Origin of the sequence: Rhodococcus sp. RS1C4, assembly GCF_002258225.1 — a bacterium.
GTDB classification, from domain to species: Bacteria; Actinomycetota; Actinomycetes; order Mycobacteriales; family Mycobacteriaceae; genus Rhodococcoides; species Rhodococcoides fascians_E.
Genome location: NZ_NOXZ01000004.1, coordinates 146,078 through 160,930 on the forward strand (window position 1 = coordinate 146,078; position 14,853 = coordinate 160,930).

The window sequence follows — 14,853 nt, forward strand, 5'->3', positions numbered from 1 at the left end:
ACCCCGGGTACGTGCGTTTCATGACCAATTCGAATTCCTACACAGTTCCCGGATTGAGCACCGACCAGGGCGCGCGCGTCGCTGCACTGCTGCAGGACCGCCTCAACGCCTACAACGATCTCCATCTCACTCTCAAGCACATTCACTGGAATGTCGTGGGACCCAACTTCATCTCCGTGCACGAGATGCTCGACCCTCAGGTCGAAGCGGTTCGTGGGTTCGCCGACGACGTGGCGGAGCGTATTGCGACACTGGGTTCAGCTGCACTCGGAACGCCCGGCACCATCGTCAAGGAGCGTTCGTGGGACGACTACTCGATCGGCCGCGCAACGGCCATCGAGCACCTCGGAGCCCTCGACTTGGTGTACGTCGGCGTTATCGGTGACACTCGGAAGGCCATTGCGGAGATCGGCGAGATCGATCCCGTCACCGAGGATCTGCTGATCGGGCAGAGCGGCCAGCTTGAGCTCTTCCACTGGTTCGTTCGTGCGCACCTGGAGAACTCCGGCGGTCAGCTTTCCACCGCGGGCGCGTCGAGCGAGACCGAAGCGGCGTCGAACGCCGGCTGATATCCAGCTCACTTCACGCCACAACGCCCCGACTTCGGTCGGGGCGTTGTCGTTTCTGTCACCCGAAACCGGCACCGATCACAAAAACGGGCTATCCGGTCGGGTCGCGTCGCCACGTGAAATACGAACTCCGGAGACGGTCGCCTGTGAAATGTTCGAAACATCCGTCCCGCCCGCATATTCGGCAGGAGTTCGGGTACTCACCTCCTGTTCGACGATCAACGAACGAAGGTCGGCGGTTGTCGCACGAGCGGCACCGAACTCGAAAGAAGGTAAGACAGTGATCGTCCTGGGAATCATCCTCGCGCTGATCGGCATTTTCGCCAAGATCAGCATTCTGACCACGATCGGCATCATCCTTGTCGTCGTCGGAGCAGTCCTGACCATTCTCGGTGCCACCGGCCGCGCAGTCGGTGGGCGCAAGACCTTCTATTGATTCTCACTCCCACTCACACGTGCGGGGCCCGAACCGAATCGGTTCGGGCCCCGTTCGTCTGTCTTCACAGCCCTTCGAGGGTGCGTGTCATGGCGTCGACGGTCTTGTCGCCGATGCGTTCGAAGATCAGCTTGAACACCGGGTCCGACAGTTTCGCCAGTCCGTTGAACGTGATGGTTGCGACGTAGGTGATTCGAGTGGAGTCGTCGCCTGCGTCCTCGAACGCGATGTGGTCCACTGTCGTCGCCGTCTTGTTCCTACCTTCGAACTCGACGACGTCCTGCCTGTCCTCGACCAACCGGTACGTCAATTCGGTGCTGATTCCGGCGAGCTTGGATTCGTTGTGCCATTCGGTACCGACACCGATCGGTCCCGGTGTCGATCGGACACACCGTTGCGTGCCCGGGTCCCATGCTTCCGCGTGCGCGAAATCCCGAAGGTAGTCGACGACGACCTTGCGTGGGCGCCGGACGGTGAATGTGCGTTCCACGTGAACCATGGTGCTGTCCTCCAATGCCGAAAGCGTGACTTTCGGCTACCCACGCTTACGGCATCCCACACGCTGTGTCGGCAGGTTCAGCCGTGTGACGGTCGCCATCCCAGTTCGGGACCGAGAACCGTTGCCATGTCGGTCAGAATCTGCACGTAATCCGAGTGATCGAAGCTGAACGGTAGTGCGAACGCCACTTCGTCCACCTCGCGGAAGGCCGCGCTGTCGTACAACCGGTCGGCGATCTCACGCGAGGTTCCGACCAGGTCGGCTGCGAACATCATCCTCGCCGGCCCCTGCGGAGTTGCCGTGCGTGCCCGTCTGGACTCCGCGTACGCACGGTACTTCTTTACTTGGTCGGTGGACGCAGAATCGGTCGGGATGACCACGAGTCCTTGTGACACACGCGCCGCGTTCTTCTGCGGGTGATGCTCGCGGAACGTCGTGATGTGCGAGTGCTGGATCTCGTCGAAGTTCTCCGACTCCTCGGCTTTCACCACACTGCTGACGAGCAGGTTCATTCCTGTCTCGCCTGCCCACCGAGCAGACCGAAGACTCGCGCCCCCGTACCACATTCGGTCCCGCAGGCCAGGCGAATGGGGTTGAACACGGTCGGAGAACTGCTCGATCCCGACCGTGCCACTCCAGTTCGACGCGGGCTGACCGGAAACCAGCGACAGAAGGCGGTTCACTCTGGTGCAGCTGAAATCCTCGACGTCGGCGGTGTCCGGATACAACGCGTTCTTCACTCGGTCGAATTGCATGGGTGGTCCGACACTGACACCCGGGTTGATACGACCGCCGGAGAGCACGTCGACCGTCGCAAGGTCCTCGGCGAGTCGAAGCGGGTTCTCCCACCCGAGTGGAGTCACCGCCGTCCCCAGCTCGATTCTGCTGGTGCGCTGCGACGCCGCAGCCATGATCGCGATCGGGGACGAGATCCCGTACTGCAGGTGGCGGTGACGCAGCCACGCACTGTCGAATCCCAGTTGCTCGCCGAGTTCGATGATCTGCAGTGTCGATTCGTGGCCGAGAGCGGGGTTGTGCTCGTCGAACAATCCGATCGTCAGAAATCCGAGTTTTCGCAGTTCGACCGAGCGTGCAGGCATGAGAAAAAGCCTACAACCGGATGACCTCACCTGTTTCCGCGGCGCGGCGTGCAGCGTCGAGCACTTCGAGAGTGTGGATGAGCTCGGACGCAGGGACCGGTTGCGGGCCCTCGCCGCGCACAGCGGCGGCGAAGTCGCGGTAGTAGTTCTTGTAACTCCCCTGCGCGGACGGAACCTTCTCTGCACCCGCGTCCGTATGCAGTGTGCCCCAGCGCTCTTCGAGCTCGTAGCCGAACGTGTCCGGCTCGTCCGCCGGGCGACGACCGGCGAACACGGCCTGCGCCTGGACGTCGGTTCCGTCGGAGTAGTAACTGCCGTCCGTTCCGTACACCCGAAGCTGGCGCGCCTGAAAGTGGTTGACCTTGGTGGCGGACAGGGTCGAGTGAACACCGCTCTCGTGGTCGAGATCGACGACGAACGCACTGTCGGTTCGATCGTCGCCCTCACCGGCCCAATCCATGCGCGCGTACACACTGGTGGCGCGACCGAACAACCACAGCGCCTGATCGGCCAGGTGGGCTCCGAGGTCTCGCAGCAGTCCACCGGTCGGTCCGAGTTCGAGCGTGGCGGGTTCGTCGAGATCGAACCTCGACTCCACTCGCCAGATCCGGCCGAGCTTGCCGCTGTCGATCACGCCGCGCAGAGTCTGGATGTCTGCGTCCCACCGCCTGTTCTGGAAAACACTGAGAAGTACTCCGGCGTCGGCCGCGGCATCCACGAGGTCCTGTCCGCCCCGGGGGTCGGGCGCAAAAGGTTTGTCGGCGATGACGTGCACACCGCGCGCGACGGCCTCGAGAACCAGCTCCCGACGCGTCTCGGGTGGGGTCGTGATGGTGACGGCGTCCACGCCCGCATCGATCAGTTCGGTCAGGCTGCCGTACACCGGTGTGCCCGGCGCATCGAGTTCGACCTGAGCTGCACGTTCAGGAGAACGCGTGACGATGCCGACGAGTTCGACCCCTTCTGCCGCTTGTACGAACGGCACGTGAAAGTAGCGTCCCCCGACGCCGTATCCGACAACTCCCAGACGCATGAGATCTCCTTTTGTTAGGACAACCGCACACATTACGCGTCAGCGAAGTGCGTAACCACCGTCGGGATACAACGTGGAGCCGGTCGTGTACCCACTGGAGAGGAGGTAGACGACGGCATCGGCAACCTCGGATTCCACCCCGACCCGCCCCAGTGTGGTCGCGGACGCGAACTGTTCGAACGCGGGGATGCGGACGTCGTCGGGTCTGCTCCGCCACAGATGTCCGTCGATCGTTCCCGGCGACACCGAGTTCACTCGAATGGGCGCGAGCTCTACCGCCAATCCACGACCGAGGCCTTCGATCGCAGCATTGGCCGCGACGTACGCAGGAGCCGCTCCCGGTGGCCTGACACTGGCAGCACCGGCCATCAACACTATCGATGCGTCGCTGGTCAGCGTGTTCACCGCGGCTTTGACCACGCGGTACTGACCCCAGAATTTGGATTCGAACGCCGACGCCGCGTCCGCTTCCGACAGCTCGCGAAGCGAACCCGTCACATAGGTCGCGGCAGTGGTGAACAGACCGTGCACCGAGTCGAGCTCGGCGAAGAAGTCCTCCACCGATGCGGGAGACGACGTGTCGACCACTTGCCACGTCGCGCGTACGCCCAGTGCGTCCGAAGCCTTCTCGAGGGTCGACGATGTACGGCCGCCGAGGACGACCGATCCGCCTGCCCCGACGACTTTCTCGCCCACCGCATAGCCGATTCCGGTTGCGCCACCGATCAACACGACCGTTCTACCCGTCAGGTCACTCACGTCGCCATCTCTCCTCGTGCTCTTCGACTGCACCGAACCTGTTTTCGATACAGCACGATCGGAGGTCTAACAGAGCAGGCGATCGAAGGGGAGGGCTGAACTCGAGTTGATTTTTATGTCTGGGCCTTGCGACGGTTGTTCCAGGCGATATCCACTCTGCGGTCCCAAAGTATGTGTTTCAATCGACTCGCGGTATCGATCGGAGGGGTGGAACACGATGACCAGTGCGCTGACATCGTCCGAGGTGCACTACGAGTGGGCCGTCGACGCGATGGAATCACTCGCCGTCAAGGGCATCGTCAAGGTCGTGATCGCGTTCGCGACACTTGCCATGGCAGTTGTTGTCACGCTGGAAATGGTGTTCGGCTACGGCGCAACGACACCCATCCCCTCCGCAGTCCAGTGGATATCGATGATGACGGCCTATGCGATGGGGCTGTTCTGGCTGTTCGGCCCGTGGCCAACCCTGAACCAGGCATTCGCGTTCGTCACGATCGCCAACATCGCCATCTTCTCCGCGACGATCGTTGCCGACTTTCCGCCGGAGATCACCCTCGGAAAGACAGCGTTCTTCATCGAGATCGGGATGTTCGTCGGATTCTTCTTCGAGAAGTGGATGCTCGCCGCGCACATTCTGTTGTGCGTTGCCGCCACCACCTTCATCGCCGTGTACGTCGTTGCCTACAAGGACGTGGCGGTCTTGATGTCCTTTGTCGTCTGGTCTCCCGTGGTGGTCTCCATCGGCGGCTTCGTACTTCTACTGCACTTCGCAGCACGATCGATGCGGCTCGAATTCGAGTGAGCCCACCAGCTCAGTCGAGCGCCGCGACCAACGCAGGCAGGCCGAGTGCCGCCGTCGTGCGTAGGCGGTGGTCGGCCATGTCGGAAATCTCGGTTTCCACCGGATTGATCTCGACGACGACGGCACCCGTGCTGCGAGCCATCGCTGGCAGGCCGGCGAACGGAAACACGACACCGGACGTGCCTACGACAAGCACGAGGTCCGCGTGTTCCACCGCGGAGACCGCTGCCGTCCACTGATCCTGAGGGAGCGGTTCTCCGAACCAGACCGCCCCCGGCCTCACCGGCCCGCCGCAGAACGGGCACTCGGGAGGTACGACGCGTTCGATCTCCTCGTCGACCACGTCCGCTTCCGGCTGCGAGTGCACTCCGCACTCCGAGCACCGGGGATCGAACAGACTTCCGTGTACGTGAGCGATCACGTGCGAGCCCGCTCGCTCGTGCAGGTCGTCCACGTTCTGCGTGGCAATGTCGAGATGTGTGCGTTGTTGCCACGCAGCCAGGGCCAGGTGCCCCGCATTGGGCGCGGACCGCCGGACCAGTTCGGCCCGCCAGCGGTACCACCCCCACACGAGGTCGCTGTCACGCGCCCAGCCCTCGGGGCTGGCGAGATCGGCGGGATCGAACTGCGACCACAGGCCGGTGTGGGCGTCACGGAACGTCGCGATTCCCGACTCCGCCGACATTCCTGCGCCCGTCAGAACAGCGACACGGGTTGCCGTGCGCGCGAGGTCGATCACTGCACCGGGAAGCTCCGCGTTCACGCGAGCCAGTCTCGCACGAGATCAGGGCTGGAACCGACGTGCGTGCTCCTCGACGCGTGCGCGGTGATCGGCCCAGAACGCAGTTTCGTCCGACGGCATGTTCTCGTTGCCGAGCGTGAGGCCGACCGATCCGTCGATCAACTCTCGAAGGATGTCGGCGTGCCCTGCATGTCGGTCCATGTCCGCGATGACGTGTACGACGATGCGGTGCAAGGTGACGGTGGCCCGTTCACGAGGCCAATGCGGGACCACGCCGGTGGCGTCGAGCGGAAGCTCGGCGATGGTGCGGTCCGAGTGTTCCCAGATCTGTCGGTACAGCCCGACGATGTACTCCGTGGATTCGTCGGCTTTGGCCCACAGGTCTGCGTGCGGGTCCTCGCCCTCCTCTGCCCACGGCACCGCTTCGTGGAAGGGCCGGTCGAACGTCCAGCCGAAGTATCCGAGTTCGACGACGGTGAGATGCTTGATCAGACCGAGCAGGTTGGTGCCGGTGGGTGTCATCGGACGACGCATGTCGTACTCGGACAAGCCGTCCAGTTTCCAAAGGAGTGCAGTGCGTCCTGCCTGCAGGTACCTCTGCAGATCTTCCTTGGCCGATTCCGTCATGCTTCACAGCCTCGCAGACCCGTCCGACACGTGCAGCTCGTCGCGTTTCATTACCGTTTCGAGACCCGCAGACCCGAAACGGACACTACGGCCTCCGTCGAATCTCGTTGGGGGACAAGATATCGCAAGGAGATTCGAGGCGTCTCGTTATGCAATCGTTATGTTTGTTACGAATTCGTTATTGGTCGTGCATCCCTACGGATACCTTGTTCCGTCACGATGATTGCAGCGAACAACTATCGACTCGGGAGGAACAGATGACGCACGTTCTGCTCGACCAGGAGACCGAGGTACAGAGCTCGGCGTCGGCATCGACACTGGTCGTGTCCGGTGACATCGATCTGATCACTGCACCGTCCTTCGCTCGTCGTCTGAGCGAGGCCCTCGAGCAGAATCCACACGTCGAGCTGGACATGTCCGGTGTCACGTTCTTCAGCAGCGCAGGCGTCGACGTGCTCGCGTCGGTCGACACGGCTGGGGGCCGGACGCTGACGATCACCTCCTGCCCCCTCGCGGTCGGGCGAACGCTGGACGTGCTCGGATGGCCGTCTCATCTTCGTCTCCCCGCGAGCGCATCACACGCGTGATCCTTTCGCCCCACACGAGAACAGCAGGTACACGGTGAGCTCCCCTCGGTTCGCTCCTGGTGACGTGATCCCGGTCGAGCTCGACCCGGGGCGCACCACCTCTCGCTCGACGGGGGTTCTCGCCGACGCAGTCGTGATCGACCACGTCGCGTTCTCGCGCAATCCGGCATCGGTTCTCAGCACCGTCGAATCGGCGCGTGCGCAAGCGCGGCCGGTCGCGCTCGACGGTGTCGGCACGGGACCGGAGTCACTTGCCCTGCTTCCGCTGATCGAGCCGGATGTCATCATCCTCGCGCCCGAGATGACCGGTAGCGCGACCGACGTCGCCGCGGCCAGAGCACTGCACGTCCTTGCTGCCCAGGCCGAGCGCACCGGAGCTGTCGTGGTGGCACGGGGCGTGGATTCCGATCGAGACCGGGACAGAGCACTGGCGCTCGGAGCCACGTTCGGCCTGGGCGATCTCTTCCGTGCCGACGGTGGCGACGTGCGCCCGGACGCGGTGACACCACCTACGTGGAACACCCCGTCCAGCGATCACACGTCCGCGTTCGTCATCGCGTCGACCGACCAGACGACGACGGTCAGCACGAAGAAACTGCTCGTGCAGATGAGCATGCACATCGAGGCACAGGCTTCCGACGCAGGTCCGGACACATTGGTGCTGGGGACATTTCAGCATTCCCGGCACTTCACTGCGCGCACGAGGCGCAGATGGCGCACCCTCGCGGGCCGGACCGCGTACACCGGCGTCTACGGCATCGGCCTCGGAGAGCTGGCAGTGCCCGGCATCGTCGGGTCGTCTCTCGACGCCTCGGACGACCTGGTCGACGAATGGAATGTCGTGGTGCTCGGGCAGTTCTTCTGCTGCGTACTGTCGGCCCGGGACCTGCACCGAGGCGAGGACGATCCGGACCGCGAGTTCGAGTACGCCATCACGCACGACCGGGCGACGGTCGTGCGGTGCGCTCGGACCGTGTTGTCACGGTCCGAGCCCCGCTGACTCTCGTGGTTCGGCCGACCGGTCAGGATCCGATCGGTTGACCGAAGAGGCCGGCAACCAGATCGCCGACGACGTCCTGCCACACCGGCCAGGTCCGCGAGTCCAGAGCCATCGAGCCGACGTCGGTGGTGCGGCAGCCCGGCTCGGCCGGCACTCCGGCAAACCGGTCGCGGAGCCACAGCAGCGCACTCGGCGCAGCAACCACTTCGAGGGTGAGGTGTTCGCTGAAGTGGTCACGCGTGTAGGTGACGCTCGCGTTCGGGTCGGCGCAGTACGTGTCGACGAGCGTGTTCACCGGCCCGACGGGTACCAGCCAGTCCGGGTTGGATTGGTACATGTACATGGGGAATCGGGGGACGGACTTGCCCATCTGCAGCTTGGCGAGCGCGCTCTGCGCTACCGGCTCGCGAAGCGGATCGCCGGGAGTGTCGAACAGCCCCTTGAGGTTCACGAACGGTGCGATGGCCGAGTTCCATCCGATGCACAGGTTCTGCTTCGCGCCGAACATCGCTTTGCCCAAGGGGTTGAGCTTCTGGTCGATGAACTGCGCGAGCTCGGGATCCTCACGGGAGACTCCGATGATGCCGGATGCCACGATTCCTGCACCGAGCGCGTTGTTCGAGTTGTCTACGAGCGCACCCACATCGGCCACGATTCCGCCTTCGGCGGCCCCGACGATGTTCAGGTCGGGGGCGTAGCTTTCGTGCAGCTCGGCGGCATGACCTGTCGCGATGGATCCGCCGGAGTACCCCATCATTCCGACCTTCGTCGCGCGCCCGTCCAGCCCGAGCGGGTCGAAGTTCTCGGCGGCACGGATTCCGTCGAGGGTGATCCGCCCGGCGAGTGGGCCGGCCGCGAAGGCCGAGTTCGGCCCTTGGTGGTCGGGCACCACGACGGCCCAGCCCTGGGCCAGGGCGGCCTGGATCTCGAGGAACTGTGCTCCTCCGGTGATCGCTCCGGTCAGCGGCCAGGGAATGGAGCCTTGCTGCAGCACGTACGACGACGCACAGTAGGCACCCAGTGAGTCCTCGGCGATCTGGAAGGACAGCAGTGGCCTGCCCGGAACGTATCCACGGGGCTTGAGCACGGTGGCCACCGCCGGGATCGCTTCGTCGCGACTGTCGTTGGACCGGTACGACAGTTGCCAGGCGTCGACGTTGACCGGGAGGACACCGAGGTTTGCCACGTTCACCGGCCGAGACGCAATGATCTGGCCGGGATCGGCAGCGGAGACGATCGACTGCTCCGGCGAGTAGAACCCCGTATCGAATTCCGGAATCGCCGGGAACGCCGGCTGCGCTACAACTGGCGGCGCGGTGGCGGTCACCGCGACGGCGACGCTTGCAGCCGCAACCACACCGAGAACCACTCTTCGAACGGACATTCAGCCTCCCCGAAAAACAAGTTAGATGCATTTGTCTAACTTGGACTCCGTGGAGAGTAGATCAGAAGTGATGTGGATTACAACCACCTGATCCCGTGGCCGCTCGCGGGCTCGGCTCTTGCCCTCAGTGCAGGAGCAGCGAGTCGAGGAACCCGACCATGATGTTCGTGAGGTCCTCGACATCGGGTCGCGGATCCGCCGTGCTCCATTGCTGCACGAGCGCGATGAGGGCCCCGATGAACGCCGTCGACGCCATCTCGTAACCGCCCGGCGGCACGTAATCCTCACCCACCGCCGACCGGACGGTCAGCGCGAAGAACTCGCGCCACACCGCGCGCTCGGCCAACCGATGCTCGTCCATGCGACGACTGACGCCGACACTGTCCACGAACGAGATACGGGCCCTGCGTGGATCTTTGCCGATCGACTCGACGTACGCCCCCATCGCCGCCGTAGCCAGCTCGTGCGTGTCGGAGGTCGTACACCGCGCGACCGCCTGCGTCGTTGCTGCCTTGGCGTCCGCCTGGATCGAGTCGTACAGCGCGATGAGCGCGTCCTCTCGGCTCGCGAACTCGTCGTAGAACTGCCTGCGCGCCAACCCGGCCGAACGACACAGGTCCGCAACGGAACTGGCTGTGTATCCCTTCTCGGAGAACACGTCGAGCGCGGCGGCGAGAAACTGCGACCGTCTCCGGGAACGACGATCCTCGACGGCGATGCCGCCATAGGTTCGATTGTCGCCGTCCGCGGTGCTCACCGGACGAGTTTAGCCGTGACGGCGGCGTTCCAACCGGACGACGACGGCCTTGGACACCGGAGTGTTGGATTTGCGCGCGACGTGGTCGAGAGGAATCAACGGGTTGGTCTCCGGGTAGTACGCTGCCGCGTTTCCGCGAGGCGTGGAGTAGGCGACGATTCTGAACCGGTCGGCACGACGCTCGGCGACGGTGCCGTCGGGAAGTTGCCACTCGGAGACGAGGTCCACCACCTCCCCGTCGACGAATCCCATCGACGCGATGTCGTCGGGATGGACGAACACCACCCTTCTGCCACCTTTGACGCCGCGATAGCGATCGTCGAGGCCGTAGATGGTGGTGTTGTACTGGTCGTGGCTCCGCATGGTCTGCAGCATCAGCCGCCCCTCGGGGACCGGCAACCACGTCAACTCGTTGACCGCGAAGTTGGCCTTGCCGGTGGAGGTGTGGAAGGTACGACTGTCGCGGGGAGGATGCGGAAGCCCGAACCCTTCCTTCTGCCGGACCTTGCGATTGAAGTCCTCGAACCCGGGGACGACCCGGGAAATGGAGTCCCGAATCCTGTCGTAGTCGTCACGGAAGCTCCCCCACGGCACCGAATGCCCCGGCCCGAAAAGCTTGTCGGCGATTCCGCACACAATGGACACCTCGGATCGCATGAATGCGCTCGACGGCCGAAGGCCACCGCGCGAGGCATGCACCATCGACATCGAGTCCTCGACGGTCACGAACTGCTTGCCCGACGCCTGCACGTCGCGGTCGGTCCGTCCGAGCGACGGCAGGATCAGAGCGCTTCGTCCGTGGACCAGATGGCTGCGGTTCAGCTTGGTCGAGACCTGAACGGTCAGGGAGCAGTTGCGGAGCGCCGCTTCGGTGACGGCGGTGTCCGGTGTCGCCGAGACGAAGTTGCCGCCCATGCCCATGAAGAAGGTGCCGCGGCCGTCGCGCATCGCTCGGATCGAGTCGACGGCGTCGAGTCCATGGTCGCGGGGAGAGTGGATGCCGAACTCGTCGTCGAGTGCAGCGAGAAACGACTCGGGCATCTTTTCCCAGATGCCCATGGTGCGATCACCCTGGACGTTCGAATGTCCACGCACGGGGCAGACACCGGCCCCTGGCTTTCCGATCATCCCCCGCAGCAACAGCAGGTTCACTGCTTCCTCGATGGTCGCGACGCCGTGGGTCTGCTGCGTCAGCCCCATCGCCCAGCAGACGATCGTCTTCTCCGAGTGGACGAGAGCCTCCGCGGTGTCGCGGATCTCGCGCATCGACAGCCCGGTGGCCTCCAGCACGACGTCCATGTCCACACCGCGGATATGGTCGATCCAGTCGTCGAGTCCCGCCGTGTAGGTCTCGACGAAGGCCCGGTCGATCACGGTGCCCGGCGCCTCGTCGTCTGCGTCGACGAGCATCTTTCCCAGGCCCTGAAACAGCGCCATGTCCCCGCCCAGCCGGATCTGCAGGTACTCGTCGGCGATGGCGACGCCGTCCCCGACGACACCGCCGACCTTCTGCGGATCCTTGAACCGCCTCAGCCCGGCCTCGACCAACGGATTGATCGCGATGACCCTCGCTCCGTTGCTTTTTGCCTTCTCCAGGGTGGACAGCATGCGGGGATGGTTCGTGCCGGGATTCTGGCCTGCGATGAGGATGAGGTCGGCGTTCTCGATGTCCGGAACCGACACCGAGCCTTTGCCGATTCCGATCGACGCGCTGAGCGCACTCCCCGAGGATTCGTGGCACATGTTGGAGCAGTCCGGCATGTTGTTGGTACCGAAGGACCTGATCAGTAGCTGGTACAGGAAGGCAGCCTCGTTCGACGTGCGTCCGGAGGTGTAGAAGATCGCCTGTTCCGGGGTGGCAAGTTGCCTGAGCTCGTCGGCGATCATGCGCTCGGCGCTGTCCCAGTCGATCTCCTCGTAGTGGGTCGCTCCCGGCCGCAGCACCATCGGGTGCGTGATGCGACCTTGCTGGCCGAGCCAGTACTCGGTCCGCCCGAGCAGGTCGTCGATCGATTGCGTCGCGAAGAAGTCCGGTCCGACCGTTCTCCTGGTCGCTTCTTCGGCGACCGCTTTCGCGCCGTTCTCGCAGAACTCGGCGTGCTTGCGGTGTCCGGGAGTCTCCGGCCATGCGCACCCCGGGCAATCGAAACCCTTGCGCTGATTGAGTTTTGCCAGCGAATACGCGGTGCGGCCGGGGCCCATCTGCTCGACGCCTCGCTGCAGGGACACGAGCACGGCCGGAACGCCCGCTGCGTAGGACTTGGCTTCGGTGACGACGATGGACTTCTCGTCGTACTCGTACTCGTGGGCTGACACTCTACGACGGTGCACCATCGCGACCGCACACGTCCAAGACGTGGCTCCTACCGAGCGATAGGCGACGCCGATGAAGCCCGGTCGAGCTCGCGAGCGGTGTTCTCCAACGCCCGTATCAAGCTGGATCCCTGACTGTCCCTGGCCGTCACCAGTCCGATGACCGGCGCGTCCAGCGCGCTCGTCAACGGGGTACACCGAAGCCCCGGTGGTTCTCCGAACACCTGACGCCACACGCGCGGAACGACGGACGCCCACTGCCCGGTCTTCACGTGCGCGTACAGCGAGGCGATGGAGTCGGTCTCGATCTGCGACGTACTGGCGGCACCGTCGTAGGCGAAGAACTCGTCGAGGATTCTGCGTCCACGCATCATCGACGGCAGCGTGCACATCGGAAACTGTGCGGCGTCGCGCCAGGTGACACCGTCCTCCCGAAACGGACCGAAGTCGGCCGCGGTCAACAGGTCGTAGTACTCGCGGTAGAGGGGAAAGGTCCGGTACCGTTCGTGGACATCGTCGTCCAGGTAGGTGATACCCCCGTCGAGCTCGAAACGGTCGATGCGGCCGGTGATCTCGTCGGACGGGAGATCCTCCGACAGTGAGACGGTCACCAACGGATGGTGCAGACACAGTGGTCCGGTCAGGTCGGCCACTGTCGCCGACGCCGTGGGCACCACGCCCAGACGTACCGCGCCGGTGACGCCGGACCGCAGAGTTGCCGCTTCCTCCTGAAGGGACTTCTGGTCGGCGACGATACGGCGCGCCCACCGGACGATCTGTTCACCCTCGGGGGTGAGTCCCTCGAACTTGTGGCCCCGGACGATCAGCGGAAGGTCGAGCTCGACTTCGAGCTTCCGGATCGCTTCGGACAGCGCCGGTTGCGAGACGTGGCATGCCTGAGCCGCGCGTGTGAAGTGACGTTCACGCGACAGCGCCACGAGGTATTCGAGTTGCCGGAAGAGCACGCCGTCACCCCCGTTCGGCGGGACCGGTCGTCCCTCGGACCACCAGGCGCGGCCGGAGAACGCTCGACGACACCTCGGTGCGGTCGTCGTCGAGGCGTGAGGTTGCTGCGCTGATCGCGCGGCGCGCCTGCTCCTTGGGTTCCTGACTGACGGTGGTCAGGTCGATGTGGGCCATTCTCGCCAGCGTGCTGTCGTCGTACCCGGTCACCGAGATGTCGCCGGGAACGGAGACTCCTCGTCTCTGCAGCGCGTCGAGCAGGCCGACTGCACTGCGGTCGTTGGCAGCGACGATCGCGGTGGGAGGCTCGATGTCTCCGTCGAGGAACGCGTCGACGGCGGCGGGCGCGTAGTTCTCGGTGAAGTCGCCCTCGACAACGGCCATATGTTCGTCCAGCCCGTGACGGTGCATCGCGCGGCGGTAGCCGGCCTGGCGGTCCTTGCCGATCGACCCGTACCCACTGAAATGCGCAATTCTGCTGTGCCCCAGCGACACCAGGTGATCGACGACGTCGCTCATTCCCCGCGAGTCCCCCGCCCGCACGGCGTCGACTCCGCCGATTCGTCGACCCACCGCGACGATCGGCACCCGCCCTGCCCACGCTCTGAGGTCGACATCCGACGCGGCGGGCCCGAGCAGAACCACTGCCTCACAGCGGAAGTCGAGTAGTGTCTCCATGACAGCGGCTTCGGCATGCGTCGGCGTGACGGCACCGAGCACCACCTCGTACCCGACCTTGTCCGCCTCGGCCACCATGTGCTCGACCATCTCCGCGTGGAACGCATTCCTGATGTCGGTCATGACGCCGATGAGGTGTGTGCGCCGGAGGGACAGCAGAGCTGCGGTTCGATTCGGTCGGTAGTCCATCTCCTCCGCAACGGCGAGGACCCGGGCCTTCGTCTCCGCGCTGGGACCCGGAACTCCACGAAAGATCATGGACACCAGGGCCTTGGACACCCCTACCTTGTCGGCGATGTCCTGCATGGTCACCGATCTTCCGGCGTTCATGTCTTCTCGTCTCCGTTCCCGCCCGTGAGAGCGTGTCGAACTGCGGCAACGCCGTCCTTGACATCCGCGCGATCGGTGACCCATAGTATCCCTACTAGACCGGTCAAATAGACCGAACTAATCCCGCGACACTCCGAAAGAAAGCAGCACGTTCATGACAGAGAACTCGCTCGGCGTAGCCGTCATCGGTGGCGGTATGGCCGGACGCGCCCATGCCGCCGGGTACCGGATGGCGTCGACGCTGTTCGGCACCGACCGCCCGGATGTACGTTTG

16 protein-coding genes and 1 pseudogene are annotated in these 14,853 nt (G+C 64.3%); 6 read left to right on the plus strand and 11 right to left on the minus strand.

What is annotated here, in order from left to right; translation table 11 throughout:
* Window positions 1-20: 20 nt before the first annotated feature.
* Both CH289_RS00950 and CH289_RS28125 read left to right on the plus strand, forming a co-directional pair.
* The gene (locus tag CH289_RS00950) at window positions 21-569 is read left to right on the plus strand and encodes a Dps family protein (protein ID WP_019663475.1); all 549 of its coding nucleotides are present in this window, start codon (window positions 21-23) and stop codon (window positions 567-569) included.
* 280 nt (window positions 570-849) lie between these two features.
* Window positions 850-1,005, plus strand: coding sequence for a DUF6131 family protein (locus CH289_RS28125; protein WP_094653298.1), 156 nt, complete (start codon window positions 850-852; stop codon window positions 1,003-1,005).
* Window positions 1,006-1,069: 64 nt separating this feature from the next.
* Here the strand turns inward: CH289_RS28125 and CH289_RS00960 are convergent, their stop codons facing one another.
* From CH289_RS00960 to CH289_RS00975, 4 genes are all read right to left on the minus strand, one after another.
* A complete protein-coding gene (locus CH289_RS00960) occupies window positions 1,070-1,504 on the minus strand; it encodes an SRPBCC family protein (protein ID WP_026347496.1) in 435 nt (144 codons plus the stop codon).
* 77 nt (window positions 1,505-1,581) lie between these two features.
* Window positions 1,582-2,604 carry an LLM class flavin-dependent oxidoreductase gene (locus tag CH289_RS00965; protein ID WP_094727015.1) on the minus strand — a complete coding sequence of 341 codons (1,023 nt, stop codon included), beginning with the start codon at window positions 2,602-2,604 and terminating at the stop codon, window positions 1,582-1,584.
* A gap of 10 nt (window positions 2,605-2,614) precedes the next feature.
* Complete coding sequence (locus tag CH289_RS00970) at window positions 2,615-3,637, minus strand: Gfo/Idh/MocA family protein (protein WP_094727017.1); 1,023 nt, start codon at window positions 3,635-3,637, stop codon at window positions 2,615-2,617.
* Window positions 3,638-3,676: 39 nt separating this feature from the next.
* Window positions 3,677-4,396 (minus strand): SDR family oxidoreductase, encoded by a 720-nt coding sequence (locus CH289_RS00975; protein ID WP_179276698.1) that lies wholly within the window; start codon window positions 4,394-4,396, stop codon window positions 3,677-3,679.
* A gap of 217 nt (window positions 4,397-4,613) precedes the next feature.
* Here CH289_RS00975 and CH289_RS00980 point away from each other — a divergent pair, with 217 nt between their 5' ends.
* Complete coding sequence (locus CH289_RS00980) at window positions 4,614-5,198, plus strand: hypothetical protein (RefSeq protein WP_019663469.1); 585 nt, start codon at window positions 4,614-4,616, stop codon at window positions 5,196-5,198.
* Window positions 5,199-5,208: 10 nt separating this feature from the next.
* Here CH289_RS00980 and CH289_RS00985 read toward each other — a convergent pair whose 3' ends face one another.
* Complete coding sequence (locus CH289_RS00985) at window positions 5,209-5,961, minus strand: SIR2 family NAD-dependent protein deacylase (protein WP_094727021.1); 753 nt, start codon at window positions 5,959-5,961, stop codon at window positions 5,209-5,211.
* Window positions 5,962-5,982: 21 nt separating this feature from the next.
* On the minus strand, window positions 5,983-6,567 hold the full coding sequence (locus CH289_RS00990; protein ID WP_094727023.1) for a DinB family protein: 585 nt from the start codon (window positions 6,565-6,567) through the stop codon (window positions 5,983-5,985).
* Window positions 6,568-6,824: 257 nt separating this feature from the next.
* On the opposite strand from CH289_RS00990, the gene CH289_RS00995 reads away from it, so the two are divergent.
* Window positions 6,825-7,154, plus strand: coding sequence for an STAS domain-containing protein (locus CH289_RS00995; protein WP_094627563.1), 330 nt, complete (start codon window positions 6,825-6,827; stop codon window positions 7,152-7,154).
* 34 nt (window positions 7,155-7,188) lie between these two features.
* The gene (locus CH289_RS01000) at window positions 7,189-8,154 is read left to right on the plus strand and encodes a DICT sensory domain-containing protein (protein WP_244164871.1); all 966 of its coding nucleotides are present in this window, start codon (window positions 7,189-7,191) and stop codon (window positions 8,152-8,154) included.
* Between the two features lie 22 nt (window positions 8,155-8,176).
* Here CH289_RS01000 and CH289_RS01005 read toward each other — a convergent pair whose 3' ends face one another.
* The 5 genes from CH289_RS01005 to CH289_RS01025 form a co-directional block, all read right to left on the minus strand.
* Window positions 8,177-9,538, minus strand: a complete 1,362-nt coding sequence (locus CH289_RS01005) for a lipase family protein (protein ID WP_170947556.1) — start codon at window positions 9,536-9,538, stop codon at window positions 8,177-8,179.
* Window positions 9,539-9,662: 124 nt separating this feature from the next.
* A complete protein-coding gene (locus CH289_RS01010; protein WP_020111212.1) occupies window positions 9,663-10,295 on the minus strand; it encodes a TetR/AcrR family transcriptional regulator in 633 nt (210 codons plus the stop codon).
* Window positions 10,296-10,304: 9 nt separating this feature from the next.
* Window positions 10,305-12,629, minus strand: coding sequence for an FdhF/YdeP family oxidoreductase (locus CH289_RS01015; protein ID WP_094727025.1), 2,325 nt, complete (start codon window positions 12,627-12,629; stop codon window positions 10,305-10,307).
* Between the two features lie 29 nt (window positions 12,630-12,658).
* Window positions 12,659-13,573, minus strand: coding sequence for a LysR family transcriptional regulator (locus CH289_RS01020; protein ID WP_094727027.1), 915 nt, complete (start codon window positions 13,571-13,573; stop codon window positions 12,659-12,661).
* Between the two features lie 4 nt (window positions 13,574-13,577).
* Complete coding sequence (locus tag CH289_RS01025; RefSeq protein ID WP_019663460.1) at window positions 13,578-14,579, minus strand: LacI family DNA-binding transcriptional regulator; 1,002 nt, start codon at window positions 14,577-14,579, stop codon at window positions 13,578-13,580.
* Window positions 14,580-14,733: 154 nt separating this feature from the next.
* Between CH289_RS01025 and CH289_RS28565 the strand changes: the two are divergent.
* A pseudogene (locus CH289_RS28565) lies at window positions 14,734-14,853 on the plus strand (Gfo/Idh/MocA family protein); the annotation flags it as partial.